Genomic DNA, 26250 nt, shown 5'->3' on the forward strand with positions numbered 1-26250 from the left:
AGGAAGCAGGTGCTTCCGGATGGAGAAAGCGATGTTCACCGACGAACAGTTCCAGCTGTCACTGCGACAGCCACGCCTGGCGCAACCGATCCCGGCGGTGCTGACCAACCGCGCCGAGCCGGTCGCCGTCCTCGACGAAGCCGCGCTGACCGCCATGACCCGCACATGGTTCGACGACTACGAGAGGAAGATCGAGTTCTACGCCGGGCACGGCCTCGATATCGCCTGGACCCTCGACTGGGCGAAGAAGTACTGGTGGAGCTGGCAGACCCGGGACATGAGCTACAACCACGAGCTCTACACCGACGACCTGCGCTACAAGGACGTGACGACACTCGGCGCGACCATGGTGGGACTCGACGAATTCGTGGCCTACAACTTCGCCTTCTTCGACGCCATCCCCGACTGGCGCTACGACCCGATACCCGGCCAGTGCTACATCGACCTGTCCCCGACCGGCGAGGTCCGAATGGTGGTGCGCTACTACGGAAGTGGCCACATCGTCGGGCCATTGAAGCTGCACCCCTACGGTGCGGACGCCACCGCGATCCCGGGCAACGGCGCGTTCATCCAATGCACCGCCGTCGACCGCTATCACTTCAACGCCGAGCACCTGATGTATGAGGGCGAAACGCTCTACGACCTGCTCGACGGCGTACAGCTGGCCGGCATCGTGCCGGGCCCGTCCACCACCGCGTTCCGGTGGCTCCTGCGCGGGGCGGGTCTGGCCACCCGGGCCATCACCCGGCTCCGCCCTCCCGCCACGCTGCCTCGCTCGACCGCTCCCCGCTGACCGCCGCCCGACCTCTCCAGAGACGAACCCCCTCCGACCCGAGCCGGAGGGGGTTCGTCGGGATTCGACCGCCAGCAGTCCCGTGCGCGGAGATCAGCCCGCGGTGACTTCGCTGCGGTCACCGCTCCACAGGGTGTGGAACTTGCCCTCGGCGTCGACGCGCTCGTAGGTGTGCGCGCCGAAGAAGTCGCGCTGGCCCTGGGTCAGGGCGGCGGGCAGCCGCTCGGCGCGCAGCGCGTCGTAGTAGGACAGCGAGGACGCGAACGCCGGGACCGGGATGCCGAGCAGGGTGGCGGTGGACACCACGCGCCGCCAGCTGTCGATCGCCGTCTCGATCGCCTCGCGGAAATACGGGGCCAGGATCAGGCTCGGCAGCGCGGGGTCCTGCTCGTAGGCTTCCTTGATCCGGTTCAGGAACCGGGCCCGGATGATGCAGCCACCGCGCCAGATCGTCGCCATGTCGCCCGGGCGCAGATCCCAGCCGTATTCGGCGCTACCCGCGGCGATCTGGTCGAAGCCCTGTGCGTAGGCGACGACCTTGGACGCGTAGAGCGCCTGCCGGATGTCCTCGGTGAACTGCTCGACATCGGTCGGCTTGGCGGCGAGCGTGCCCGCGGCGAGACCCACCGCGGCCTTGCGCTGCGCACGGGAACCCGACAGCGCCCTGGCGAAGACGGCCTCCGCGATGCCGGTCACCGGCACACCGAGATCCAGCGCGGACTTGACCGTCCAGCGGCCGGTGCCCTTCTGCTCGGCCGCGTCGACGATGACGTCGACCAGCGGCCTGCCGGTCTTCGCGTCGACCTGCGCGAGCACCTCGGCGGTGATCTCCACCAGGTAGCTCTCCAGGTCGCCGGAGTTCCACTGCGTGAACACGTCCGCGATCTGCTTGGCGTCGAAACCGAGCGCGTCCCGGAACAGGTGGTAGGCCTCGCCGATCAGCTGCATGTCGGCGTACTCGATGCCGTTGTGCACCATCTTGACGAAGTGGCCGGAACCGTCGGGGCCGATGTGGGTGCAGCACGGGGTGCCGTCGACCTGCGCCGCGATCGACTCCAGCAACGGGCCGAGCGACTCGTAGGACTCCTTGGGCCCGCCGGGCATGATCGCGGGGCCGTTGAGCGCGCCCTCCTCGCCACCGGAGATACCGGCGCCGACGAAGTTCAGGCCACGCTCGCGCAGGGCGGCCTCGCGCCGGATGGTGTCGGTGTAGAGGGCGTTGCCGCCGTCGATGATGATGTCGCCCGGCTCCATCGCGGCAGCCAGTTCCTCGATGACGGTGTCGGTCGCGTCGCCTGCCTTGACCATGATCAGCACGCGCCGCGGCTTCTCCAGCGCCGCGACGAACTCCTCGACGGTCTCGGTGCGGACGAAATCGCCGTCACCGCCGTGCTCGGCCAGCAGCGCGTCGGTCTTTGCCACGGAACGGTTGTGCAGTGCCACGGTGTAGCCGTGCTTGGCGAAGTTGCGGGCAATATTGCTGCCCATCACGGCCAGGCCGGTCACACCGATGTGTGCACGCGCGGTCGAGGTCGACATTGATCAGCTCTCTTCGTTCGGCGGTTCGATGGGCGCGGGAAGACGGACTTCTTGGCAGCGAAGTTACCGGGTGCCGGTCCGCCGCCGAACACCTACCACCGTGACCGGGGCTCCGGGCGGAACCCGGCACGGCCCGCGTGTCGGAGGTCGCTGCTAGTCTCGATCGAGTTCCGACACGGGGTGCCTCGCGACCGCGAGGCTGAGAACAGACCCGCTGAACCTGTTCAGGTAATGCTGACGAAGGGATGTCACGGTGTTGCGCGCCCACACCACGAATACCGACTTGTTCACCGATCACCTCTGGGACCGGACCAAGGTCCTGCGCACGGCGATCGATGAGCTGGAGTTCCTGCGCCACCTCGGCGAGGGCACCTTGCCGCTCGAGGTGTTCCGCACCTACATCGAGCAGGATTCGCTGTACCTCACCGGGTACTCGAAGGCGCTGGCGCTGCTCGCGGCCAAGTCGCCGGACCCGCAGACCGCGGCCTTCTGGGCGACCTCGTCCGCGAACGCCGCCGCCGTCGAATCGGCCATGCACGAACAGCTGCTCACCGGTGGCGTGCTGCCCCCGCGCCAGGGTGAACCGGAGCCTTCGCAGACCTGCCTGGCCTACGTCTCCTACCTGATCGCGGCCGCCGCGACCGAGTCCTACGCCGTCGCCGCGGCGGCGGCACTGCCCTGCTTCTGGATCTACGCCGAAGTGGGACGCGACCTGGCCGAGAGCGCCGCGAAGGTGATCGCCGCGGACCCCGCGCACCCGTACGCCCAGTGGGTCACCACCTACGGCGCGGCGGAGTTCCAGCAGTCCGCGGCCACGGCGCGCGCACTGGTCGACGCCGCCGCCGAGTCGGCGAGCGAACAGGAGCGGGCGGCGATGGAGCAGGCGTTCGTCGTCGCGACGCGCTACGAATTGCTGTTCTGGGACACCGCCCTGCATCCGCAGCCCTGGCCCGCCGCATGACCGGGCGTCTGCGCCGCGCGCTCGCGGTCCTGGCCACCACCGTCGCGACCCTGTCGCTGCTCACCGCCTGCGGTTCGGGTGGCAGCTCGGACAACACCATCCGGTTCGCGCTGGACTGGACGCCGAACACCAACCACGTCGGGCTCTATGTCGCGTTGCAGCGCGGCTACTTCACCGACGCCGGCCTGGATGTGCAGGTCCTGCCGTACAACAACACCTCCGTCGACACGGTGATCGACGCGGGCAACGCGGAATTCGGGATCAGCACGCACAACTCGTCGACCTTCGCCCGCGCGTCGGGCGCACGGGTGAAGTCGGTCCTCGCCCCGCTGCAGCACTGGGCGACGGGCATCGGCGTGCGCGCCGATCGCGCCGACCTCGCGAGCCCGAAGAATCTCGACGGCAAGACCTACGCCGGTTTCGGCGATCCGGGCGAGAAGGAAGCGCTCCAGCAGGTCATCCGCAACGACGGTGGCACCGGCGATTTCACCTCGGTGATGCTGGGTTCGTCGGCCTACGAAGCGGTCTACTCCGGCAAGGCCGACTTCACCGTCTCGTATCTGGCGTGGGAAGGGATCGAGGCCGAACACCACGGCACCCCGATGCGCTACTTCCGTTACACCGACTTCGGTTTCCCGGACGCCTACGCGATCGTGGTCGACGCCAACGAGGGCTGGCTGGCCCAGAACCCGGACCGCGCCGCGAAATTCGTGCAGGCGCTGCAGCGCGGCTACCAGTTCGCCGCGGACAACCCGGACGCGGCGGCCCAGGATCTCATCGACGCCAATCCGGGTGCGTTCACCGACGAGAAGCTGGTCTTCGAGAGCCAGCGCATGCTGGCCGAGCAGTTCATGAAGAACGCCGCGGGCAAGGTCGGCACCCAGACGGTGGAGCAGTGGACGGCGAATTCCGGCTTCCTGTACCGGGGCGGCCTGCTGACCGGACCCGACGGAAAGCCGCTGACCACCGAACCCGACTGGTCGACCTACTTCACCAATGAGTACCTCGCCACCCCGTGAGCGGTCCGTAGCCGTGCCGCCGCCGGTCCCCGCCGGTGGTGACGGCGGCACGGCTCGCTGGGCCGGAATCCGGTGGGCGGTGCCGTCGTTGGTGACGGTGGTGGTCTTGGTCGCGCTCTGGCAGGTCTACGTCACGAGCAGCGGTGTCCGTCCGCAGGTGCTGCCCTCTCCCCTGCGGGTCGTCCAGCAGGGGTGGGCACACCGCGACGAGATCGCCACCCACGCGGCCGCCACCCTGCAGGTGACGCTGGTCGGGTTCGCGGTGTCGCTGACGCTGGCCTGGGTGCTGGCGGTGATCGTGGACTTCTCGCCCTGGCTGCGGCGCGCGCTGGTGCCGCTGTTCGTCGCGTCGCAGACCGTGCCGATCGTCGCGATCGCACCGCTGATGATCATCTGGTTCGGCTTCGGCCTGCTGCCGAAGATCCTGGTGGTCGCGCTGGTCACCTTCTTCCCCATGGCCATCGGCCTGATCGAGGGATTCGCCGCGGCCGACCGTGAGGCGGGCGCGCTGCTGCGCAGCATGGGCGCCTCGCGGCTGCAGGAGTTCCGCTATGTGCGGCTGCCGTCCGCGCTGCCGCGGTTCTTCACGGCGCTGCGGATCGCGATCACCTACGCGGTCGTCGGCGCGGTGTTCGCCGAGTATGTCGGTGCGAGCGCCGGTCTCGGCATCTACATGAGCCTGCAGAAGAATTCGTTCCGCACCGACCTGGTCCTGGCGGCGGTGCTGGTCACGGCGCTGCTGAGCATCACGCTCTACCTGTCGACGTTCGCGATCGAACGCCTCGTCGCACCGTGGGCACGCGCGCAGAACAGGAGCCGACGTGACTGACGCCGGGGACGACCGGATCGTCGTCGACCATCTCACCAAGTCGTTTCCGCAGGGTCGGCGCAGCCCGGATCTCGAGGTACTGGGCGGGGTGTCGTTCACGGTGCGCTCGGGCGAGTTCGTCTCGGTCATCGGGCCGAGCGGGTGTGGCAAGAGCACGGTGTTCAACATGCTGGCCGGACTGGAGTCCCCCGACTCCGGCAGTGTCGGCTTCCGCGCCGCCGACGGCGAGGACACCGCGTCGCACTGCGCCTACATGCCGCAAAAGGACCTGCTGTTCCCCTGGCGCACCGTCCTCGACAACACCATCCTCGGCTTGCGCGTCCAGGGTGTCCCGACAGCAGAGGCGCGGCGCCGTGCCCGCGAGCTGTTCCCCGTCTTCGGCCTGTCCGGTTTCGAGGACGCCCGCCCGTTCCAGCTGTCGGGCGGGATGCGCCAGCGGGCGGCGCTGCTGCGGACCGTGGTCCAGGATCGCGAACTGCTGCTGCTCGACGAACCCTTCGGCGCGCTCGATTCCCTGACCCGCACCGAGATGCAGTCGTGGTTGCAGGAGGTCTGGCAGCGCTACCGCTGGATGGTCCTGATGATCACCCACGATGTCCGTGAGGCGGTGTACCTGTCCGACCGGGTGATCGTCCTGTCGGCGCGCCCGGCCACCGTGCGTCACGAAGTCCGCGTCGACCTGCCGCGGCCGCGCGGCTTGTCCACGATCACCGCCCCCGAATTCGTCGCGCTGGAGGAGGAACTCCTGACGATCCTGCACGAGGAGTCACGCCGGGCGTTCACCGACCAGCGCTAGCTCGAACCGACGCCGAGCGGGTCAGTGCTCGAGCGAAGGATCCCAGCGGTTGGCCAGCAGCTTGAAGCTCGGGAGATCCGCCAGCGAGGTCAACGCCTCGTAGATGCGCTCGTATCGGGTCGAGGCGATCCGCCACACCCCGTCCGAGTCGCGCCGATAGGTGTCGGAATAGTATCCGCCACCACGGATCTGCACTTTCGCGCCCGGGACGAGCACCGTGTCCTCGAACGCCCAGGAGCCCGTCGCGGTATCGCCGTCGACGTCGATCTCGGGATGGTTGGCGATGTGGACTGTGACGATCGCGGGTCCGAGGTTCCCGCTCATGTACGCCACGACGTCGGCCCGGGAGTCGAAGTGCAGCGGCTCGGCCATGGCCTGGGTGCCGTAGCGCGCGGAGATGTCCGTGGCGAGGCAGTCCGCGAACTCGTCCCACAGCTTGAGGTCGAGCGTGCGGAAGTAGCGGTGCTTGAGACGCTTGATCTCCTCGATCGCGACAAGGTCCATGGCCGGATTCTAGAACGCGTTCTAGGTTTGAGCGGGCGTTCGGCCGAGGTTCGGCCGGCCTCGTTCTCGCCGGTCTGCTGACCGTGGGCACCGCCTCCCTCGAGCTCGCCGACCGCTCGGTCCGCGACGCGACCGTCGCCGACCTCTACCTCCGGGACGCGGACCCGTCGCTCGACGCCATCGCCGGGCAGTTCGCCGCGCTGTGGAATCCGAATCTGCCGATGAGCGCGAGACCTACTCCGCGATGCTGCCGGTGAAGATCGGGAACGTCGTCGCGCAGTGGACGATATGGCCGTCCCGACGCGATATCACGACGGACTGACCGGCGGATCGAGTGAGCGCGAACCGCGCGCTCCTACTCTGTCGCACCGGCGCGAACGACCCTTCTCCTCGGTGTGCGCGAATCTCTGGCCGCCGTCCCGGCCGGCACGAACGATGGATGCGGAGATTCGTATGTCGCCACCCATCGACCGGAGGACGCCGCCATGACCGTCACAGACGAATACCTCACCAACAACGCCGCCTACGCGGCGCAGTTCAGCGGCCCGCTGCCCCTGCCGCCCAGTAAGCACGTCGCCGTGGTGGCGTGCATGGACGCCCGCCTCGACGTCTACCGCATCCTGGGCCTGCAGGACGGGGAAGCCCACGTCATCCGCAATGCCGGCGGCGTGGTCACCGACGACGAGATCCGCTCGCTGGCCATCAGCCAGCGGCTGCTCGGCACCACGGAGATCATCCTGATCCACCACACCGACTGCGGCATGCTCACCTTCACCGACGACGATTTCAAACGCGCCATCCAGGACGAGATCGGCATCAAGCCGACCTGGTCCGCCGAGGCCTTCGGCGATCTCGACGAGGACGTCCGCAATTCGCTGCGCCGTATCGACCGCAGCCCCTTCATCACGCGCACCACCTCCCTGCGCGGCTTCGTCTTCGACGTCGCGACGGGGAAATTGAACGAAGTGCTCGACTGACCCGCTGCCGCTATCTGAAGATGCTCATGAAAATGATGTTCGCGACAATGCTGGATTGACTCCAGGTGTTCCCGAGGCCGTCGTCCCGGTAGGCATAGACGAACGCCCCGACATTGAACGTGTACGTGTTTCCCGGACGCATCGTCCAGGACACCTCGATGGTGGCGCCGGGGCCGAATCCGTTGCTGCTGTAGACGTCGGTCTCGTTCTGGCTGACCCGCTTGCGCCAGCGCTTGTCGACGGCGGAGGTGACGAAGTTGCCGTTCTCGAACACCGTGAGATCGGTGCCGCCCTCGGCGATGGCGGAGCCGCCGAGTCCGCAGCCGACGGAGTAGTGGTCGTCGGTGGTCCGGTACGAGCGGCCCGTCACGGCCACCTCGTGATCGGTGTGCAGCGTGACACCGTACCCGGCCCGCGCGTACACGAACTCCTCGGCGCCGCCGATCTTCGGCCCCGCGCGGCCGTCGATGGCCACACGTCCGTTGTCGCGATCGACCACGAGCTTGAACGGCCTGCCGCCCGCCGGGTCGTGCCATGCCCATTCGAAGTGGTACGGGATCGCGAAGATCTCGGTGCCTGCCCGGATGTCGAGCGTTGCCGTCGCGTCCGGGTGGATCCCGTGCGGTGCGGTGTCGCGCGGGTGTACCAGGTCCTCGTCGAACGGTACCGGAGTATCGTCCGCTTTTCGCAGCGTGTCCGCCGTATCGGGATCCTGTCGTGCCAGACGGATCAGGGGCGCGTAGAGCGCCTGGGTGATCGCGTTCCGCTCGGCGGCGTCGGCGCGCCTGCGCGCGGTCTCCGCGGACGAATGTTCGATCATGCTGTCGATCGACTTCTCGACGAAACGACGGTGCTCGGCGGGGAAACCCGGCGAATAACGGATCTGCGGCGAGCCATAGTCGGTGCGGGGAGCCGGTGTCGTGGTCGATGTCATGAGCGCACCTCCAAAGATGATGTTGTGCTCTCGACCAGCCTGCGCCCGCGAACTCACGCCTGTCACGCGTAGTCGACTACGCCCACGCAGCCGGGATCAGCCGCGCGGTGAGATCTCGATCCCGATCGAGGCGCTCTGTCGGCGGGTGATCCAGGTCCCGAACTCGCTCAACGGGCCGAGGAGCCAGTACTTGCGGTTCATGATCTTGCGGACTCGTGACGTGTCCTCGGCCTCGAGCACCCGTGCGGTGCCCGCGACGACGGGCGAGCCGGGATCGATCGTGCCCCGCAGGTTGCACGGCTGCACCGTGACCTCCGGATTGCGGCGGATCCGCTTGACCTTGTACGCGTCGACCCCCGACAGGAAGTAGAGCTTGCCGTCGGCGGGGGCGATCCAGACCGGAAGGGAGACCGGGGTGCCGTCCTTGCGGTAGCTCGTGAACGACACGTAGGTCGACGCGCCGACCGTCTCCCACGCCGATGCGCTCGCCGTCACGACATCGCACCGAACGTCGTGGTCTCGATCATCGAAATCTCCCTTGCCTTTCGGACACTGTCGCAGTCGCAGGCGATACATTACCCACGAAAGTAAGCGGCATCCACATCGGCGGAGCGTGGGGTTCCCCGCCCATTCTTCACGCGTCGAACAACCCTCCGGCCAGTCCGGCCGCCTCGGCCGCGAGACCGGGCGGGTTGGTGGCGATGAACAGGGAATCGGCCGCGAGATTGCCGAGCACATGCCAGTTGCGATCCGGCGTCCCGCCGACCACCGAACGCCGGGTCACCGGCTCCACCCGGAGGCCGCCCGACGGGTGTGGCTCGGCCGCACCCGCCGTGAGCAGCGCGCCGATCAGCGACTCGGTGTCCGGGGGCGTCGTGTAGGCGGGCGGGTTGACCGCGTTGACCACGGTGTCCGCGGACCAGCTCCGGCCGTCGTGCACGGTGAACCCGCCGCCGGGCCGCGCCTCGATCTTGCTGACACCCGCCCGCAGCCGCAGCCTGCCGGAATCCAGCAGCCGCAGCACGATGCGGGCGTTGTGCGGCACCATGGGCGAGCTCAGGCTGTTGATGGTGCGGAAGTGCTCGGTACGCAGCATCGCTCGGTCCCCGTCCGCCAGCATTGGCCACGCGAGGGGGCCGACAGTGCGGATGACCATCGCCAGCAGACGCCGCCCGTGATGCGGCGAATCGACCGCGTCGAGCTGGCGGCGCAGGCGCGTCACCGGATCCTCGGCGTCGCGGATCTCGGTGGCCAGGGTCTCGAAATCCTGTCCCAGTGCGGCGAGTTCGGCGCGCAGGAGCGAAACCAGCTGGGCGAAGGAGAGTTCGCCGTGCTCGGCGGCCAGTGCGCGCACCGCCGCCGGGGTCATGTGGACGGGGTCCAGCCGGACCGGACGCTGCTGCACGAACGGGAGTTGCCCGCTGCGGGAAACCAGGGTGATCGGGCCGGTGTGCCCGTTGGCCGCCAGCGTGACGGCGACATCCACCGCGGTCAGACCGCTGCCGATGACGGCGACATGATGGTCCGCGGGCAGTCCGGTCACGGTCCGGGCGAGCGGATAGGGCTCGTCGACATAGCCGGGTGCACCGGTGAGCCCGTAGTGGTCGCGTGGGCGGCCGCTGCCGACCGCCAGGACGGCCCGGTCCACCGGGACACGATCGCCGCCGGCGGTGTGCAGGACCGCCTGGCCGTCGCGGGAGAATCCGGTGACCGTCGAGCGCACCACGCGGACCCGACAGCCGACCCGACCCAGCCGCGAGATCGCCTCGCGTGCAGTGTCTTCCAGGTACTCGCCGTAGACAGCGCGCGGCACGAGCGGTTGCCCCAGCCGCTCGTCGAGATAGTCGGTGACGTCGCGATCGGCCAGCCAGCGCTGGTAGTGCCCGGCGTCGCCCGCCCGCACCGACATGATCGGCGGCGGCGCGTTCACCCGCACGGTGTCGAGGTCGGGCTGGTACGGGCGGCCACGCCAGAGCGCGGGCGCGCCGTCGAAGACGGTGACGCCACTCGGGTGGTGGTCGGCATCGGCCAGCGCGTCGAGCAGTGCGACGGCGGCCGCGCCCGCTCCGATGATTCCGATGTGCATGGGGCTCCTTCGTTTTCGTGTGTGCCGGAACCAGCGTCGCGAAGTCGCGCGGCACGGAACATCCCGCGATCGAGGGGTTCGCACCGGGCGCCGTGGGCACCCCCTCAGTTGTGGGGTGGCCGACGCTCGACCGGCCGTCGAAGATGACACCTATGACCGCGACGACCGCACTCGACGCACTACTCGCAGGCATCGCCACCGCGCCCGACGCGCACGCGCTGTTCGCCGACACCTCAGCCCGCCTGCGGCGCTTCACGCCCTTCGACGCCGCGGTGTGGGTGGCCACCGACCCGGTCAACGGGCTCACCACGGCACCGGCGCGGGTGGAGAACCTGCACGAGGGCGGCTGCGGAATCTATTGGGAGTCGGAGTTCTTCGCCGAACACGTGAATCTGTTCCGCGACCTGGCACTGGCGAAGGTCCCGGTCGCCGGGCTGCGCGAGGTGACCGGCGACCGGCCCGCCTCGAGTTCGCTGTACCGCGGCTTCATGCGCCCGCGCGGGTTCGACGACGAGTTGCGCGCGGTGTTCCGGATCGGCGGGCAGCCGTGGGGACAGCTGAGCCTGTTCCGCGAGCGGGGCAGGCCACCATTCCGGGCCGAGGACATCGCCGGGGTCCACGCGATCTGCGCGCCGATGGCCCAGCGCTTGCGCGCCTTCGCCCGGCCCCGCGCGACACCGCCGTCCGCGCTCGCCGCCGCCCCCGGGCTACTGCTGTTCGGTGCGGGCGGGGAACTGCTGTCCCTCAACGACGAGGCCCGCGCGCTGCTGGCCGAGATGCCGCCCGGCCCCAGCACCGAGACCCCGCTCGGCATCGATCTGCCGCTGCCCGTCTGGATCCTCAGCACAGCTGGCCGCGCCCGGCTCACCGGCGTGGCGTCGCGGATCCGGGTGCGCACCACCGCGGGCCGCTGGCTGGTGTGCCACGCCACCTGCCTGCGCGACGCCGAAGGCCGTTCGGGCACCACCGCCCTGGTGATCGAGCAGGCCGAGCCCGCGGAGGTGGCCGAGCTGATCGTGGCAGCCTACGAGCTCACGCCGCGAGAACTCCAGGTCACCGAACTCGTCGCGCACGGTCTGCCCACCGCAGAGATCGCCACGCGATTGTTCCTGTCCCCGCACACCGTGCGCGACCATCTGAAGTCGATCTTCGACAAGGTCGGTGTCACCAGCCGAGGCGAGCTGGTCGCCCGGCTCTTCACCGAACACCGCGCGCCGCTCGCGGCCACGGTCCGCGTCCTCGATGTCGCGAGCTAGCACGCTTGTCCCGCCGGCGGTCCTCAGAACATGCCGTGCGGGGTGCTCGCCGGTTCGGGGACCGGCTGCACCACATCCCAGTGTTCGGTGATCCGGCCGTCCACCAGCCGCCAGACATCGATGACGGCCGATCCGCGGCCGCCGCCCGCGTCGATCATGTGATAGTGCACGACCGCGTAGTCGTCATCGGCGATGACGCGTTTGATGTCGAGGCGTGTGCGTGCGACCGGCGCGGTCGCGATGAACGCGAGGAAGGCGTCGCGCCCGGAGGGATTGCCGGGGCTGTGCTCGACGAAGTTTTCGTGCAGGAGCTCACGCAGGACGCCGATATTTCCTCGGGTGAACTCCGCCAACCCGTGCACGATCAGTTCCCGGTTACGGTGCGCCACAGTGTCTGATGTCATGGTGGCACTGTGGCACCCGCGTCGTCGCGGAGGCGATTACCAGCCGGGTAATGGTGCGGCGCAGTTCCGGCCGCGATACTCGGGTGATGAACAGTCCGGTCGGTGAGCTCCTCCGTGCGTGGCGGATGCGAAGTGGGCTCAGCCAACTCGCGCTCTCCGCGCAGTCGGGCATCTCCACCCGGCACATCAGCTTTGTCGAGACCGGCCGGACGGTGCCCAGCACCGCCATGATCGAGCGACTCGCCGACAATCTGAATATTCCACTGCGCGAACGCAATCAGCTGCACCTGGCGGCCCGTGCGCTGCCGATCCATCCGCAGCGCACCCTCGACGACCCGGATCTCGCGGCGGCGACAGCGGCGGTCCGCCGGGTCGTCGCCTGCCACGCGCCGTACCCCGCCGTCGCCGTGGACGCGCGGTGGAATCTGCTGTTCGCCAACGACGCGGCCGAGATCTTCTTCGACGGCGCGTCACCCGAGCTCCTGACCCCGCCGGTGAACATGATGCGCCTCGGTCTCCACCCCGACGGGTTCGGGGCACGTCTGACCAACCACGCCCAGGTCAGCGCCTACCTGCTCCCCCGGCTGGCCCGGCAGGCTGAAAAGAGCGGCGATCCCGGTCTCGTCGCGCTGCACACCGAACTCCGCGCGTTCGCTCCCGCCGACGACAGCCCGGTCGACCCCGCCGATGTCGCCCTGCCGATCCGGCTGGTGCACAGCGACACCGAACTGTCCTTCTTCAACACGATCACGACCTTCGGTGCCGCCTTCGACATCACCCTCGCGGAGATCGCCGTCGAGTCCTATTTCCCCGCCGATTCCCAGACCGCCGAGTATCTCCGCCGCCGGGCACTCTCGACTCAATCCGCCTTGATGGCGGCCACCCCCTCGGCGTAGGTCGTCACAGGGAACTCGGGAAACGCCCGTTTGAACTTGTCCGAGACGAAGAGATTGTTCGCCTCGTAGCGCGGCAGCAGTTCCCACAATTCGCGCACGCCCTGATTGAACAGGCGAGCGACGAAGAACGCGGGCCGCTTCATCACCGAGTAATCGATGTCGCGACCCCATGACGCGGAGGCCAGCTCGATCAGTCCCCGGTACGTCACCCGATCGTCGTCGCACGGCAGATGCCAGGTCTGCCCGTACGCCGACGGCGTGTTGCCGATCAGGGCCATGGCGCGGCTGGCGTCCGGCGTCCAGATCAGAGTCCGCAGCGTGTCGTCACGCAACGGAATGCGTGGCCGTTTGCCCACCGCGATCGGCTCGAACACCAACGCATTGGTGAAGCTCTGCGTCTTGCCCGGCCCGTAGAACTCCGGTGCGCGACAGATGACCGCCTCGACCCGACCCGCGGCCATGGCGTCCAGCAGCATCGTCGCCATCGCCGCCCGGGTGCGCGCCTTGCTCCCGGCCGGGGCGAATCGCGTCTGCTCGGTCTGCGGGTCGCCGTTCATCGGATACATGTAGGTGTTGTCGAAGAACACGAGCTTGGCACCGTATTTCTCGCACGCCGCGATGGTGTTCGCCATCATCACCGGGAGCTGATCCGCCCACAGCTTCGCGTCCGGCGGCAGGCCGACGGTCAGGTACACGATCTCGCTGCCCGCGACCGCCACCGCGGTCTGCTCGGCGTCCATCAGGTCCGCCGTGACCAGTTCGTCGGTGTCGTGCAGCCGCCGGGGGTTGCGGCTGACCAGCCTGATGTCCTCGGTGAACCGCCGATGGAGCTCGTGCGCGAGCTCGGTCCCGATCTGTCCGTTTGCTCCGAGAATCGTCTGCACGGGAGGAAACCTTTCGATTGCCGACTGTTGACCGGCTTCCACGATAGCAGCAATGTAAGCGTCGTTAACATCAGGCTCGTCACACTTCGGACGTGGTCACCCACACCGGCACCGAGGAGGAGTTGATCGTCACGCGCGAGCAGCGAACACGCGAACGCGTCACCTCAGACGGGTCTAGCCACGAAAATCATTGGCGCACAGGCTAATCGAGGACGACGTTGAGCACGATGATGATCAGCCCGAGGGTGGTGTTGGCGATACCGACCCCACAGGCGCCCCACTTGGAATAGCCACCCACGCGGGCCGCCACCACACCCCAGCCGAACAGGATCGCGGCATTGATGCCCAGTGCCAGCGTCGTGTAGCCGGGTGTCACCGACCCGTCGGGATGGACGATGTCGTCGCTCCACCCCGCGAGATGCGCGATCAACAGCACGATCAGCGTCGGCACGCAGGCGATGACCAGCGGTATCCCCGTCAGCATGTTGCGCCCGAGATCGGTCCAGAACCCCGACGACGCCCCCGCCTTGTGCGTCGACACGTGCTGGCCGTAGCTGCGCGTGATCGCCGCGATGGCCACGCTCACCACAACCCACTCCGCCGCATACCTCGGCGTCTGATCGGCCGGAACAGCCGCCAGCATGACACTGGCGAGCACCGTGCCCACCACCCCGCCATAGAGGTCGTTCACCTGTAGCTGCATATTCGCCGATGATAGGCGAGCGGCCCTCCCCTGCAGCATTGTGCGCGCGCCGATTCGAAGCGACGACGACCCGAGAGGCCACCTCTAGGGTGAGCTCATGGCGTCGGTCAAGCAGATCCAGGTCACCTTCGACTGCGCGGAACCCGAGCGCGTCGCCCGTTTCTGGTCCGAAGTACTGGGGTACGAGCACCGGGGCTCCTCGTGTGCCGATCCCTCGGGCGTGGGTCCGCGCTTGCACTTCCAGCGTGTGCCCGAGGGAAAGGTCGTGAAGAACCGGGTCCATATCGACGTGCGGGTCGGTACCGGGCTCGTGGGTGACGAGCGCGTGGCAGCGCTCGAATCCGAATGCACGCGACTGGTCGCCCTCGGCGCGGTACGCGTACGTCTGCTGCGCGCCGACGGAGTCAACGAGTCGTGCCTGGTGATGCAGGACATCGAGGGCAACGAGTTCTGCCTCGACTGATCTCCCGAGAAAGGGCGCCTTCTCCCGGACCCGCCTGCGGTCGGCCCGTTGATCCAGCGGTTTCCGAAAGGATGCCCCGGGTCCCGCCGCTCAGCGAGGTCTATTCGTACGCGCGCATCAGGCCCTGCGCGTCTACGGAGGCCACCAATTCCCCTGTCCGCGTGAAAATCTGGATGCGTGCGTACATGCGGCCCGCACCCGCGAAAGGGCTTTCGCAGCGCAGTAGCAGCCAGTCGTGCACCGTGAACGGCCGGTGGAAGGTGATGGTCTGGGTGAGCATGGCCGACTTCCCGCGGCCGCCGCGGCGCGCGATCTCGGCCTGCGGGTAGGGGCGCGTGGCGACCGGGCCGAGGAAGCCCTCGCTGCCGTGGGCCAACAGCGCCCGCGAGAACACCGGCAGATCGGGTGCCTTGTCGCAGCGCATCCACACATCCAGCGACGGTGGGCCCGCGAGGTCGAGCGCCAGCGCGTCGGCTCCGCCGGGTGTCCTGACCTCCCACGGCAGCAGGGCACACGGCAGGTCGGCGCAGTCGTCCGGACCGGGAACCTCGGGTGGAAGCGCGGCATGGTGTGCCAGGAAGTCCGGCTCGTCGACGCTGAGCATGGCCAGCACTCGAGCGTGCTCACGCCCGTCCTGCCGGAATGACACCTGCGCGGTGGCCAGCGACCGCCCCGACTGAACGACCTCGACGTCCACGTCGACCTCCCGATCGGCGTACCCACCGCGCGGGAACACGCCGTGCAGCGACTGCACCGCCATGTGCGGCACCGTGCGCTCGGCCGCGACCACCGCCTGGGCCAGCGTCTGACTGCCCAGCGTCGTCGGCAGCGTCGACGTCACATTCCTGGCCCGGAACCGTCCGGGCGCGACCTCGGCGAGATCCAGCACGTCGAGGAGGTCGGCCAGGTCGACGACCGGCCAATTATCTGTTCCACCAGCCACAGCGGAATGCTCGCATACGCCGCGGCCGCCGGCGTAGTCGCGGTGCGCGGTGAGTGGGACGCTTCCCACCGGGGCACCTCGTCGACGGCCGACAGATGGTGCGAGGTGGCGGACGGCCCTGGGCTCCAGGGCCGGGTTCCGCTACCTCGACTGGATCACCTGTCGGAGGAACCGCTCGCCGAGCCACTGCCCAGCAGACACAGCGGGTTCGCCACCATCGCCGCCTGTGCCGAACCCGAGGACGAACCGGTGATGCCGGAATCGACCGGCGGTGTATTCGGCACCGGTGCCGCCGGGTTCCCCGAGCCGCCGGCCAGCATCGACTCGCCGTCGAGGTTCGCCGGAGCCGCGACATCGAGCAGGTCCAGCACGGTCGGCGTGATGTCGGCGAGGGTGTACCCGTTGTTCTGCGCGCCCGCCGCGAAACCCGCCCCGCGGGCGATCACGAAGCTGGCCGTCTCGTAGGCGCTCTGGCCGCCGTGGCCGCCGTCCGGCTTGTGCCCGTGGTCGGTCGTGACCAGGATCGTCCACCGCTCGTTCGAGTGCGCGGCCGCCCGCGCGTCCACCGCGGCGGTGATCTTTCCGACCAGACCGTCCACGCGGGCGATGGCATCGCGATACGCCTGCGGCCAGACTCCGCGCAGCGTGTGTCCCACGATGTCGACCTGGTCGAGGTGGGTGAACAGCAGGTCGGTCCCGTCCTCGGTGATGGCCGAGACGACCCCCGCGGCCGCATTGTCATCGGCGGTGGTCTCACAGGCGCCCGCGCCGGTGGGGTCGATCTGGGTGACGGTGACCTGATCGGCCTGCGGACTGCCGGTGCGCGCGATCATGCCGATCGTGTCCCACGTGCCGATGGACGCCGTCGACAAGGCCGGACGCTCCCGCTCCACCTGCGTGAACACGGTCGGGTACTGCGCGAAAGGTCCGGCATTGCAGGTGGATCCGTTGTCCTGGATGCCGTGCTTGGTATCCCACACGCCGGTTAGCGCCGTCGCCCACGAGACGCACGACATCGTGGTGTGCGGGGCGATGGAGGTGCGGGCCAGGGTGCCCTGCGCGGCGAGGCGGTCGAGATTCGGGGCATCGGCCGCGGACACCTCGCTCCACAGCGTGCCATCGATGCCGATGACCACGACCTTGTTCACGATCGGAGCCGCCGGAGCCGGAGCCGCGACGGCGAGTGGGGCGGCGGCCAGAACTGCGGCCGCGAGGATGCGGTGAGTGCGAGACATGCGCGGCACCGTAGTCGGTGAGCCGCCCCGGCACCCAGCAAATTGGACAATTGACCGATAGAGAGTGTGCTTCCCTCAGGGGCTATCGTCGGTCTCGCGCTCCACGCTGTCGTCGGCCGTGATGAGCCGGTCGTGCAGTTCCTCCTGCTCGTGCACCTGCTGGTCCTCGAGGTCGAGGAAGTCCGCGCGCGCACCGCTGGTGGCGCGTACGAGTTCGTCGAGCTTGATGAGCACCGCGTGATTGGCGCGATTGGTGGTGTGCTGCAACAGGAAGAGCATCACGACACTGGTCAGACCCGCGCCGGTGTACACGGTGGTCTGCCACCAGCTCGGGAAGTGGGTGCAGGCGCCGACGACTACCGTGGCGATCGCCGCGACCAACACGAGGATCCAGGCCCAGCGGGTCCCCGCCCAATGCGTCGCGGCATCGGGAATGGTCGTGGCGAAACGGCGGGCGTCCACGCGATCACCTCGGGCGCTGTCGGCGAATTCCTCGGGCCCTGCCACCAGACGTTGAGCGGTCGTGGCCTCGCCGCGCATATACCCGATTCCGCGGACCCCAACCGGAGCCGGGCAGAAAGCCCCCGACCTCAGCGACCGCGCAGGCGAGCACGCGCGCCCGCGATGATCGTAATGATCATGACCGTCATCACCTGCAGTGCAGTGAGCGGCGGTGAAGCGGGTGGCTGAACCGGTGCGGCGTATTCGACCGAGGACGGCGGCGGTACCGGCAGCGGCGGGGCAGCCGCGGGGATCGATGGGATCGGCTCGGGCAGTCGCACGGGGACGGGCACGACGGCCGGCGCCGCCGGTGCCGGTGGAATGGCCAGGGGGATCCCGAGCTCCGGCAGGTGCGGGGCCGGTAGCAACAGCGCGCAGGTCAGCAGGGCACTCCCCGCCGCGGCGCTGCCGACCGCCACGCTGCCCACACCGGCCGAGCCCGTGCCGGCACTGCCGCTGGAACCGACGCCGACCAGGCTCGAGCCCATGCCGCTTCCGGTGACGATGCCGGACCCCAGCGCGGCGCTGCCGACTGCCGCGCTGCCGACACAGGCGGGAAGCACATAGGCGGGGTCGAGGTACAGCAGACCGCCGAGAGTGTCCGGGGCGGCGATCGGAGTCGCGTCAGGCGCGGGTCCGCCGGCGGTCGGATCGAGCATCACGCCGGAATCGGGTCCGCCGGCCGTGCTCGGACCGAGCCCGAGGGCGCGCCCGGCCGCCGGGCTCGGGATCACTCCCCCCGAGCTGCCGGTCGGCGCCGCGGACCAGCCCGGTTTCGCCGCGCTGCCGAGACCCAACTCCTGCCCGCCGGACTGTCCGTCATCCGGCGCGGCCGCGGTGCCCGGAGCCGCACTGCCGCTGATGATCTGATCGATCGTCGGCATTCCGGGAGCAGCCGCGGCGAGCGGGGCGGGCACGGCCAACAGCGCCGTAGCCGCCCCCACTGCCGCGAATCCTCGTACTGCTCTTCCTATTCCGTCCACCATGCCTCCGAGGGATCGCTGTTTGCCGCGGTCATCGAGGAAGATCGCCGCCGGACGGTTCCGCGGCGAGATCCTGGAAGCGGGTGAGGGCGAGCTCGTAGGCGTCCTTGGCGACGTGAGTACCGCCGGCGAACGGCCGATCCAGTTGGTAGACAGCCAGAATGACCGCACCGATCACGAGTCCGAACAACGCGGTCATCAGGATGCTGCGTTTGGTGACCACGACACCGGAGAAGACGGTGCCGAACAACAGCATGGCCGTGGCGAACCACAGGGCGACGTAGAGGAATCCGGGCAACCGGTACCCGGCGTCCAGCCCACGATCGAAGCGGGCCTCGGTGATCGCCGCGACGGCAGCGGCGGTCTCGTCCTGGTCCGCCTTCGCGTCCACGGTGGCGGCGGGCACCGAATTCACCGTCTCCCGCAGTTCATCCAGCGTCGCCTGGGTAGACGGGCTCAGTCGGCGCTGTTCGTCCATGACCTGCCACTCTTCGTCGATCACCTGCCGGGTGTAGGCGGTCACCAGGGCGCGGACCTTCTCGCGATCCGCCTCGGGCATGTCGCTCGCGGCCTCATACACGTTCACCAGGGCTTTGCCCTCCGAGACGGTGTGCGCGTGCGAGGTGTCGTACTGCTGCCACAGGATCACCACGACGAACGCCACGATGGCGGCGAAGAACATGTTGACCATGTCCAGCATCATCGAGCCGGCGCCGGAATCGTCGTCGTGGCGCCACGAGGCAGGCCGCACCCGATCTCCCAGCACGAAGATTCCCACCGCGACGCCGACGAACAGCGCCAATACCGCCGGCTGCAACAGAATTCCTGGCATTCCGCGACTCCGTTCGTGCCGGGGGTGGAAGCGATCACAGAGTTATTCGCGGTGGTCCCCCGGATGGATTGCACTCCGAATCCCTTCCACGCCACGGGTTTACAACCGAGCGGTCGCTTTCGAGCTCCCGTTCCGGCGTGCGACTCCCCGGCCTGGCGTCGTCAGACCGAACCGAGCAGGTCTTCGATGCGGATCGGCAGGTGGCGCACGCGCACGCCGGTGGCGTGGTAGATCGCGTTGCCGACCGCGGCGGCCGAGCCGACGATGCCGATCTCGCCGATTCCCTTGCTGCCCATGGGGTTGACGTGCGGATCGTGTTCCTCGATCCAGCTCACGTCGATATCGCCGACGTCGGCGTTGACCGGGAGGTGGTATGCGGCGAGGTCGTGGTTGATCACCTGGCCGAAACGCTCGTCGAACTGGCTCTGTTCGAGCAGCGCCATCGACAGGCCCATGGTGATGCCGCCGAGGAATTGGGAACGCGCGGTCCGGGGATTGATGATGCGGCCGACGGCGAAGACCCCGACCGCCCGCGGCACCCGGATCTCGGCGGTGTCGATGTCGACCCGCACCTCGACGAAGTGCGCGCCGAACGCGTGGGTCGAATAGTTCTCGCGCGCAGGGTCCGCGGGTGCTGCCAGGGTGAGCTCGTCGCCGGCGGCGGGTGCGTGACCATACCGGTCACGGAAGGCCCGCGCCGCCGCCACCACGGCCGACCCCCAGGACGCCATGCCGCTCGAGCCGCCGGCGACGGTCCCGATGGGCAGACACGAATCGCCGATCCGCAGCTCGACATGGTGCGGGTCGACCCCGAGGGCGTCGGCGGCGATCTGGCCGAGGGTCGTCCAGGTGCCGGTGCCGAGATCCATCGCGTCGATGGCCACTTCGTAGCGCTCGCCGTCGTACCGCACCCGGGCGCTGTTGCCCGCGGACACGTCGGCTGGATAGGTCGCCGCCGCGACTCCCCACCCGACCAGCCAGCGCCCCTCCCGCCGGGCGCGCGGTGCCGGATCGCGTGCGGCCCAGCCGAATCGCTCGGCGCCCACCCGCAGACACTCCACGAGACCGCGGCTGGAGAACGGGCGCCCCGACTCCGGATCCACCTCCGGTTCGTTGTGGACGCGCACCGCGATCGGGTCCATACCGAGGGCGACCGCGAGTTCGTCGATCGCGGTCTCGGCCGCGTACATCCCCGGGCAGTGTCCCGGTGCGCGCATCCACGACGAGACGGGGACGTCCAAGGCCGCGAGTCGATGGGAGGTGGACCGGTCGGTCGCCGAGTACATGATCCGGGAGGCGATCGCGGACTGCTCGGCGAATTCCTTGACCGTGGAGGTCTGTTCGATCACGTCGTGGGCGATCGCGGTCAGGGTGCCGTCGCGGTGCGCACCGAGCCTGACCCGCTGGATGGTGGGCGTGCGGTAGCCGGTGAGGGTGTACAGCTGCTGCCGGGTGAGCGGCAGTTTCACCGGCCGGCCGGGGACCAGCTTCGCCGCCATCGCCGCGAGCACGATATTGGCGTGCGGTTCCCCTTTGGAGCCGAAACCACCGCCGACGTACGGTGCGACGACCCGCACCCGCTCGGGGTCGAGCCCGAACAACGACGCGATCGTGGACCGCACCACGTGCGGGCCCTGGGTGGCGTCGAACAGCACCAGCGCGTCGCCGGTCCACTGCGCGATGGTGGCGTGCGGCTCCATCGCGTTGTTGTGGACCATCGAGGTCGTATAGGTCCGGTCGATCACGACCGGCGCCCGGGTGAGCGCGGCGTCGACATCACCGATCGCGGTGTCGGTGGCGAAACCGCCGCTGACGTCGTCGGGAGCGTAGAGATCGGGGCGGTCGCCGCTCAGCACGACGTCGGCAGGACTCTCGTCGTAGGTCACCCGCACCCGGTCGGCGGCATCGCGGGCCACCTCGGGGCTGGTCGCGATCACCGCGCCGATCAGCCTGCCGCGGAAGGGGATGTCGTCGTCCTGCAGGATGAACAGCTCGTTGTCGTCGTCGTGGGCCAGCGATGGGGCGTTGTGCCGGGTGAGCACGGCCACGACGCCGTCGATCCGCTCGGCCGCGCTGGTGTCGATCTCCCGCACGCGACCACGGATGATCGTGGCCTGGATCGCGTACGCGTGCAGCGGGTCCTGCTGGGGATGTTCCAGCGCGTAGGGCGCGAGACCGCGCAGTTTGGCCGGTCCGTCGATCCGGGTGGGCGAGGTGCCGATCGCGCGTGGGCGCAGCGGCTCGCTCATCACGCCTCCCGTTCGGTCAGCTCGCGCAGCGTCGCGACGAGGACAGCGCGGGTCAGCGGGACCTTGAAAGCGTTCTGGCGCTGCGGTCTCGCCGCGGCGAGTTCGGCGTCCGCGGCGGCGGCGAAGTTCCGCTCGGTGGGGGCGGCGCCGCGCAGTACGGCTTCGGCGGCGCGAGCCCGCCACGGTTTGGGCGCGACCCCGCCGAACGCGATCCGCGCCTCTCGCACGACACCGTCGGCGAGATCGAGCGCCGCCGCCACCGATACCACCGCGAAGGTGAAGGAGGCGCGATCGCGCACCTTGCGGTAGGCGGACCTGGTGGCCATGGGCAGCGGTGGCAGGTCGACCGCGGTGATCAGGTCGCCGTGGTCGAGCACGGTGTCGCGGTCGGGGGCGTCGCCGGGCAGCCGGTGCAGGTCGTCGACGGGGATCGCCCGTTCGCCGTGCGTGCCCAGTACGCGGACCACCGCGTCCACTGCGACCAGTGCCACCGCCATGTCCGAGGGGTGGGTGGCGGTGCAGTCGCCGGATGCGCCGAGGATGGCGTGTTCCCGGTCGAATCCGCCGATCGCCGAGCAACCGGTGCCCGGCACGCGTTTGTTGCACGGCGTGGTCGGATCCTGGAAGTACGCGCATCGGGTGCGCTGCAGCAGATTGCCGCCGGTGGTGGCCAGATTACGCAGCTGGGCCGAGGCGCCCGCCAGCAGCGCCGCCGACAACAGCGGATAGCGGGTGCGGATGACGGGGTGGGCGGCCAGATCGGCGTTGCGCACGGCCGCGCCGATGCGCACACCGCCGTCCGGACGCTCGGTCACCTCGTCGAACGGCAACCTGCTGACGTCGACCAGCAGGCCGGGCGCGGCGATGCCGAGCCGGAGGTGATCGACGAGATTGGTTCCCGCGCCGAGGAAGACGGCGTCGGGCCGGGCGGCCACCGCGGCCACCGCCCGGGCGGCGTCGTCGGCGCGCTCGTAGTCGAACTCCCTCATCGTCCGGCCTCCAGGATCGCCGCGACGATGTTCGGGTACGCCCCACAGCGGCACAGATTGCCGCTCATCCGCTCCCGGACCTCGTCGGCGGTCAGCGCGATCTCGGCGCGCGGGTCGCTCACCCGGCTCGGCCTGCCTGCCCGCAGCTCGTCGAGCATGCCGACCGCCGAGCAGATCTGCCCCGGCGTGCAGAACCCGCACTGGAAACCGTCGTGGTCGAGGAAGGCCTGCTGGATGGGATGCAGCTGGTCACCGTCGGCCAGGCCGTCGGCGGTGACGATCGTCGCGCCGTCGTGGGCGACGGCCAGGGCCAGACACAGGATCGCCCGGCGGCCGTCCAGCAGGACGGTGCACGAGCCGCACTGCCCGTGATCGCAGCCCTTCTTCGGCGTCGTCACGCCCAGCTGTTCGCGCAGCACGTCCAGCAGCGTGGCGCGGGTGTCGACCGACACCGTCCGGACCGTTCCGTCGACGGTCACACTGATCTGCGCGCGCATCGAAGATGCCTCTCGCCGGTGGGACACCGATTCCACATCGACCAACGCAGCCGGCCTCGGCCGACCACCCGTTGCTGCTCGTCACTGTGCTCACACCCGCAGACCACGCTACCAACCTTCGGCGCTAGGCCGCCGCCGCGCCGTCACCTGCCGGGATGATCGAGGTCGGGATCTTGGGCAGGGCGTTCGGGTGACGTCTGCCGAGCCAGTCCAGGAGTTCCTCGCGGACCGCGCACCGCAGGGTCCACGCGTCGTCGGCGTCGGCGGTCGACATCGCCGCCCGCACCACGATGTTCGTCGGCGTGCTGTCGGTGACCAGCAGGCTCCAGCTGCGCCCGTCCCATTCCGGGCGGTCACGCAGGTAGTCGTGCAAATGCTCCCGCAGCAGCGGCACCGGTGTGCTGTGGTCCAGGTGCAGCAGTACCGTGCCGGTGACCTCCGGGCCGCCGCGTGACCAGTTCTCATACGGCTTGCTGTTGAAGTAGGAGACCGGCATCGTCAGCCTGCGGTCGTCCCAGATCCGCACCGTCAGGAAGGCCAGGGTGATCTCCTCCACGGTCCCCCACTCCCCTTCCACCACCACGGTGTCGCCGATCTTCACCGAATCCCCGAAGGCGATCTGCAGTCCGGCCATGAGATTGCTCAGCGTCGACTGCGCGGCGACACCGGCGATGATGCCGATCACCCCGGCCGAGGCCAATAGCGAAGTGCCCAGCGTGCGCAGCCCCGGGAACAACAACAGAATCGCCACCGCCGCGGTCGTCACCACCAGCACCGAGGTGACGACGCGACGCACGAGACCCAGCTGGGTGCGCAATTGCCGCACCCGCGAGATCTCGCTGGTGCATTCGGCGTAGCGGCGCAACATGTTCTCCGCGACCGCGTCGGCGACGCGGGCCATCAGCCACGCCGCGGCGAGAATCGCCGCCGCGGCCAGGATATTGCGGATCACGGCGTCGTGGCGCACGTCCAGCGCCGCCAGCGGATAGCTGGCGCGCAGGACCAGCACGCCGAGCAGTACCTGCAGCGGAAGTCGCGTACGTCGCAGCAGCAGCGGCAGATGCGTGCCCGGCCTGCGCCGCGCGCCGTAGCGCAGCAGCCGGTCGATCACCAGCCCCGCCGACACCGTGATCGCCACCGTCGCGAACACGACGATCATCGGCCGAACAATGTCCTCCACGAGATCGAACTCCTCTCGTCGTCAACTCGGTCCGTCTGTCGCCGGATACCCACTCCGCCGCGCCGGCGACATGAAGATCCTGTTGCCCGGTCTGATTGACCCCGGCGATCGGGGGCAAGCGACTCGATGAACAGCTACCGAGCTGTCGATCGGAGGAAGCCCATGACCCGCCACCACCGCCCGATCCGCGTCGGAGTGCTCATCGCCTTCGCCGCGGCGGCCCTGCTCGGCTGCGCCACCACGACCGAACCCCGGGGGCCGGGGCAGGATCCCGGTCCCACCGAAGCACCGGTGATCGGGGCGGAGGCGAGCACACAGCTGTGTGAGGCCCTGCGCGCCGATGTCGGGAACTGGCAGTCGCAGGGCACCGCGGTGGCCCGCACGACGTTCAACGGCGCCGTGCACAACTGGGCGTTGCGCAACGGCGCGATCAACATCTCCGTCGCCCGCCATCGCGAGGTCGTCGACGCGGTGACCATCGAGCAATGCCCGGACGTGCGCGATCAGGTGATCCAGGCACTCGACGTCCCCGATCTCGCCTCCGGCCTGGCCGGTTTCTGACCGAGTTCGCCACTGCTGTTTGCCCTTTCGGACCCCGGGTATGGCCCGTGATGTACGAGCCGGCGAGCGTTCGAAGGCCCGCCGGCTGTGACCGAAGCCGGCCCGCGGCGGTCACGCCGACGGGCTGGGGAAGGAGTACTCGTGAGCACGGTAGCCGCAACTGTCGATGTGGATGTCCCGATCCGTACCGCCTACAACCAGTGGACGCAGTTCGAGACGTTCCCGTATTTCATGGAGGGCGTGGAGCAGGTCAGCCAGCTCGACGACCGGCACACCCACTGGCGGATCCACGTCGGTCCGTCGACGCGGGAGTTCGACGCCACCATCACCGAACAGCACCCCGACGAGCGCGTCGCCTGGAGATCCGACAGCGGACCCGACCACGCCGGAGTCATCACCTTCCATCGCCTCGACGACACCCACACCCGGATCACCGCCCAGATGGAGGTCGACCCGGACGGCTTCGTCGAAACCGCCGCCGACAAACTCGGTGTGCTGAAGCACCGCGTGAACGGTGACATGAAGCGCTTCAAGCAGTTCATCGAGAGCGAGGGACTCGAGACCGGCGCCTGGCGCGGCGACATCCCCCGTCCCGACGCGGGGATCTGAGTCGGCCCAGGGAGGATGCCCCGCGCTCGTGTCGAGTGCGGGGCGTTCGCGATGCGCCACCCGGACGCGGGCCCGCTCGATCATCGAGGAGACCATGAACGCGATCGCCGATCAGCTCGCCGACCTCGCCGAGAGACACGGCCTGACGGTTGCCGTCGCCGAGTCGTTGACAGCGGGGAATCTCGCCGCCGCCCTCGGCGCCGCGCCGGATTCGGCGGTGTGGTTTCGCGGCGGCGTCATCGCCTATGCCACCGAGGTCAAACGGCACGTGCTCGACGTTCCGGACGTTCCCGTCGTCTCCGAGACCGCGGCGATGGCCATGGCCGAGGGGGTGCGAGCCCTGATGGATGCCGATATCGCCGTCGCCACCACCGGTGTCGGCGGGCCGGGACCCCAGGATGGGGAACCCGCCGGATCGGTGTGGTTCTGCGTCGTTTCCCGCCGTGACGTGCGCACGAGCCACCGCCGATTCGACGGAGACCCGTCGGAGGTCCTCGTTCGGTCGGTGCGGTACGCGCTCGAGTTGCTGCTGTCGATGGCGGAGCGGGAAGGCCGCGCCGCTGTTTACGAATCCCGTGGGGGGACATCCTCCGAGCAAGAGGTATCGACCGAGGAGAGCGGGTAGCA

General features: G+C 69.0%; 30 protein-coding genes and 1 riboswitch. Of the genes, 13 read left to right on the plus strand and 17 right to left on the minus strand.

Annotation, left to right across the window (positions count from 1 at the left end; translation table 11 throughout):
- Positions 1-19: 19 nt before the first annotated feature.
- The gene (locus ACFVW6_RS18275) at positions 20-793 is read left to right on the plus strand and encodes a nuclear transport factor 2 family protein (protein ID WP_378828963.1); all 774 of its coding nucleotides are present in this window, start codon (positions 20-22) and stop codon (positions 791-793) included.
- A 93-nt stretch (positions 794-886) separates the two neighbouring features.
- Here ACFVW6_RS18275 and gndA read toward each other — a convergent pair whose 3' ends face one another.
- On the minus strand, positions 887-2332 hold the full coding sequence (gene gndA / locus ACFVW6_RS18280; protein ID WP_378828965.1) for an NADP-dependent phosphogluconate dehydrogenase: 1446 nt from the start codon (positions 2330-2332) through the stop codon (positions 887-889).
- 166 nt (positions 2333-2498) lie between these two features.
- Positions 2499-2595, plus strand: a riboswitch (TPP riboswitch).
- Here gndA and ACFVW6_RS18285 point away from each other — a divergent pair.
- The 4 genes from ACFVW6_RS18285 (at position 2586) to ACFVW6_RS18300 (ending at position 5937) form a co-directional block, all read left to right on the plus strand.
- Positions 2586-3293, plus strand: coding sequence for a TenA family protein (locus ACFVW6_RS18285; protein WP_378828967.1), 708 nt, complete (start codon positions 2586-2588; stop codon positions 3291-3293). (Overlaps the previous riboswitch by 10 nt.)
- Positions 3290-4312 (plus strand): ABC transporter substrate-binding protein, encoded by a 1023-nt coding sequence (locus ACFVW6_RS18290; RefSeq protein WP_378828969.1) that lies wholly within the window; start codon positions 3290-3292, stop codon positions 4310-4312. The genes ACFVW6_RS18285 and ACFVW6_RS18290 overlap by 4 nt, the downstream gene beginning before the upstream one ends.
- The gene (locus ACFVW6_RS18295; RefSeq protein WP_357346646.1) at positions 4290-5141 is read left to right on the plus strand and encodes an ABC transporter permease; all 852 of its coding nucleotides are present in this window, start codon (positions 4290-4292) and stop codon (positions 5139-5141) included. The genes ACFVW6_RS18290 and ACFVW6_RS18295 overlap by 23 nt, the downstream gene beginning before the upstream one ends.
- Positions 5134-5937: an ABC transporter ATP-binding protein gene (locus ACFVW6_RS18300; protein WP_378828973.1), complete on the plus strand. Its 804-nt coding sequence runs from the start codon at positions 5134-5136 to the stop codon at positions 5935-5937. Before ACFVW6_RS18295 ends, ACFVW6_RS18300 begins: the two co-directional genes overlap by 8 nt.
- A 21-nt stretch (positions 5938-5958) precedes the next feature.
- Here the strand turns inward: ACFVW6_RS18300 and ACFVW6_RS18305 are convergent, their stop codons facing one another.
- Positions 5959-6441 carry a nuclear transport factor 2 family protein gene (locus ACFVW6_RS18305; RefSeq protein ID WP_378828975.1) on the minus strand — a complete coding sequence of 161 codons (483 nt, stop codon included), beginning with the start codon at positions 6439-6441 and terminating at the stop codon, positions 5959-5961.
- Between the two features lie 83 nt (positions 6442-6524).
- Here ACFVW6_RS18305 and ACFVW6_RS18310 point away from each other — a divergent pair, with 83 nt between their 5' ends.
- Together ACFVW6_RS18310 and ACFVW6_RS18315 are read left to right on the plus strand one after the other, a co-directional pair.
- A complete protein-coding gene (locus tag ACFVW6_RS18310; protein WP_378828977.1) occupies positions 6525-6698 on the plus strand; it encodes a hypothetical protein in 174 nt (57 codons plus the stop codon).
- 228 nt (positions 6699-6926) lie between these two features.
- Positions 6927-7418 (plus strand): beta-class carbonic anhydrase, encoded by a 492-nt coding sequence (locus tag ACFVW6_RS18315; RefSeq protein ID WP_378828980.1) that lies wholly within the window; start codon positions 6927-6929, stop codon positions 7416-7418.
- 10 nt (positions 7419-7428) lie between these two features.
- Here ACFVW6_RS18315 and ACFVW6_RS18320 read toward each other — a convergent pair whose 3' ends face one another.
- The 3 genes from ACFVW6_RS18320 to ACFVW6_RS18330 form a co-directional block, all read right to left on the minus strand.
- Entirely contained in the window at positions 7429-8418 is a 990-nt protein-coding gene (locus tag ACFVW6_RS18320; protein ID WP_378828982.1) for a hypothetical protein, read from the minus strand.
- A 30-nt stretch (positions 8419-8448) separates the two neighbouring features.
- Positions 8449-8847, minus strand: a complete 399-nt coding sequence (locus ACFVW6_RS18325; protein ID WP_378828984.1) for a PPOX class F420-dependent oxidoreductase — start codon at positions 8845-8847, stop codon at positions 8449-8451.
- Positions 8848-8986: 139 nt separating this feature from the next.
- The gene (locus ACFVW6_RS18330) at positions 8987-10438 is read right to left on the minus strand and encodes an FAD/NAD(P)-binding protein (RefSeq protein ID WP_378828986.1); all 1452 of its coding nucleotides are present in this window, start codon (positions 10436-10438) and stop codon (positions 8987-8989) included.
- A gap of 152 nt (positions 10439-10590) precedes the next feature.
- Between ACFVW6_RS18330 and ACFVW6_RS18335 the strand changes: the two genes are divergently transcribed.
- The gene (locus ACFVW6_RS18335) at positions 10591-11694 is read left to right on the plus strand and encodes a LuxR C-terminal-related transcriptional regulator (RefSeq protein WP_378828988.1); all 1104 of its coding nucleotides are present in this window, start codon (positions 10591-10593) and stop codon (positions 11692-11694) included.
- 23 nt (positions 11695-11717) lie between these two features.
- On the opposite strand, the gene ACFVW6_RS18340 is transcribed toward ACFVW6_RS18335, so the two are convergent.
- A complete protein-coding gene (locus tag ACFVW6_RS18340) occupies positions 11718-12098 on the minus strand; it encodes a nuclear transport factor 2 family protein (protein WP_378828990.1) in 381 nt (126 codons plus the stop codon).
- A gap of 86 nt (positions 12099-12184) precedes the next feature.
- Between ACFVW6_RS18340 and ACFVW6_RS18345 the strand changes: the two genes are divergently transcribed.
- Complete coding sequence (locus ACFVW6_RS18345; protein ID WP_378828992.1) at positions 12185-12994, plus strand: helix-turn-helix domain-containing protein; 810 nt, start codon at positions 12185-12187, stop codon at positions 12992-12994.
- Here ACFVW6_RS18345 and ACFVW6_RS18350 read toward each other — a convergent pair.
- Both ACFVW6_RS18350 and ACFVW6_RS18355 read right to left on the minus strand, forming a co-directional pair.
- The gene (locus ACFVW6_RS18350; protein ID WP_378828994.1) at positions 12958-13878 is read right to left on the minus strand and encodes an NAD-dependent epimerase/dehydratase family protein; all 921 of its coding nucleotides are present in this window, start codon (positions 13876-13878) and stop codon (positions 12958-12960) included. The genes ACFVW6_RS18345 and ACFVW6_RS18350 overlap by 37 nt on opposite strands.
- Before the next feature lie 202 nt (positions 13879-14080).
- A complete protein-coding gene (locus ACFVW6_RS18355) occupies positions 14081-14581 on the minus strand; it encodes a hypothetical protein (RefSeq protein WP_378828997.1) in 501 nt (166 codons plus the stop codon).
- 97 nt (positions 14582-14678) lie between these two features.
- Between ACFVW6_RS18355 and ACFVW6_RS18360 the strand changes: the two genes are divergently transcribed.
- On the plus strand, positions 14679-15044 hold the full coding sequence (locus ACFVW6_RS18360) for a VOC family protein (protein WP_378828999.1): 366 nt from the start codon (positions 14679-14681) through the stop codon (positions 15042-15044).
- A 100-nt stretch (positions 15045-15144) separates the two neighbouring features.
- Here ACFVW6_RS18360 and ACFVW6_RS18365 read toward each other — a convergent pair whose 3' ends face one another.
- The 9 genes from ACFVW6_RS18365 to ACFVW6_RS18405 all read right to left on the minus strand — a co-directional run bounded on the left by ACFVW6_RS18365 (position 15145) and on the right by ACFVW6_RS18405 (position 24453).
- On the minus strand, positions 15145-16056 hold the full coding sequence (locus ACFVW6_RS18365) for an acyl-CoA thioesterase (protein WP_378829001.1): 912 nt from the start codon (positions 16054-16056) through the stop codon (positions 15145-15147).
- An 86-nt stretch (positions 16057-16142) separates the two neighbouring features.
- Positions 16143-17222 (minus strand): alkaline phosphatase family protein, encoded by a 1080-nt coding sequence (locus ACFVW6_RS18370; RefSeq protein WP_378829003.1) that lies wholly within the window; start codon positions 17220-17222, stop codon positions 16143-16145.
- 75 nt (positions 17223-17297) lie between these two features.
- Positions 17298-17684, minus strand: a complete 387-nt coding sequence (locus tag ACFVW6_RS18375; protein ID WP_378829005.1) for a low affinity iron permease family protein — start codon at positions 17682-17684, stop codon at positions 17298-17300.
- 128 nt (positions 17685-17812) lie between these two features.
- The gene (locus ACFVW6_RS18380) at positions 17813-18667 is read right to left on the minus strand and encodes a hypothetical protein (RefSeq protein ID WP_378829007.1); all 855 of its coding nucleotides are present in this window, start codon (positions 18665-18667) and stop codon (positions 17813-17815) included.
- Between the two features lie 70 nt (positions 18668-18737).
- Positions 18738-19538, minus strand: a complete 801-nt coding sequence (locus tag ACFVW6_RS18385) for a DUF4239 domain-containing protein (protein WP_378829009.1) — start codon at positions 19536-19538, stop codon at positions 18738-18740.
- Positions 19539-19699: 161 nt separating this feature from the next.
- On the minus strand, positions 19700-21787 hold the full coding sequence (locus ACFVW6_RS18390; protein WP_378829011.1) for a xanthine dehydrogenase family protein molybdopterin-binding subunit: 2088 nt from the start codon (positions 21785-21787) through the stop codon (positions 19700-19702).
- Positions 21787-22776: an FAD binding domain-containing protein gene (locus tag ACFVW6_RS18395; RefSeq protein ID WP_378829013.1), complete on the minus strand. Its 990-nt coding sequence runs from the start codon at positions 22774-22776 to the stop codon at positions 21787-21789. The genes ACFVW6_RS18390 and ACFVW6_RS18395 overlap by 1 nt, the downstream gene beginning before the upstream one ends.
- Complete coding sequence (locus ACFVW6_RS18400; RefSeq protein ID WP_378829015.1) at positions 22773-23273, minus strand: 2Fe-2S iron-sulfur cluster-binding protein; 501 nt, start codon at positions 23271-23273, stop codon at positions 22773-22775. Before ACFVW6_RS18400 ends, ACFVW6_RS18395 begins: the two co-directional genes overlap by 4 nt.
- Positions 23274-23397: 124 nt before the next feature.
- The gene (locus tag ACFVW6_RS18405) at positions 23398-24453 is read right to left on the minus strand and encodes a mechanosensitive ion channel family protein (RefSeq protein ID WP_378829018.1); all 1056 of its coding nucleotides are present in this window, start codon (positions 24451-24453) and stop codon (positions 23398-23400) included.
- 162 nt (positions 24454-24615) lie between these two features.
- On the opposite strand from ACFVW6_RS18405, the gene ACFVW6_RS18410 reads away from it, so the two are divergent.
- The 3 genes from ACFVW6_RS18410 to ACFVW6_RS18420 all read left to right on the plus strand — a co-directional run bounded on the left by ACFVW6_RS18410 (position 24616) and on the right by ACFVW6_RS18420 (position 26248).
- A complete protein-coding gene (locus ACFVW6_RS18410) occupies positions 24616-25014 on the plus strand; it encodes a hypothetical protein (RefSeq protein WP_378829020.1) in 399 nt (132 codons plus the stop codon).
- 141 nt (positions 25015-25155) lie between these two features.
- Positions 25156-25623: an SRPBCC family protein gene (locus tag ACFVW6_RS18415; protein WP_378829022.1), complete on the plus strand. Its 468-nt coding sequence runs from the start codon at positions 25156-25158 to the stop codon at positions 25621-25623.
- 94 nt (positions 25624-25717) lie between these two features.
- Positions 25718-26248, plus strand: a complete 531-nt coding sequence (locus ACFVW6_RS18420) for a CinA family protein (RefSeq protein ID WP_378829024.1) — start codon at positions 25718-25720, stop codon at positions 26246-26248.
- Positions 26249-26250: the final 2 nt, after the last annotated feature.

Source organism: Nocardia sp. NPDC058244 (genome assembly GCF_042882065.1).
Classification (GTDB): domain Bacteria; phylum Actinomycetota; class Actinomycetes; order Mycobacteriales; family Mycobacteriaceae; genus Nocardia.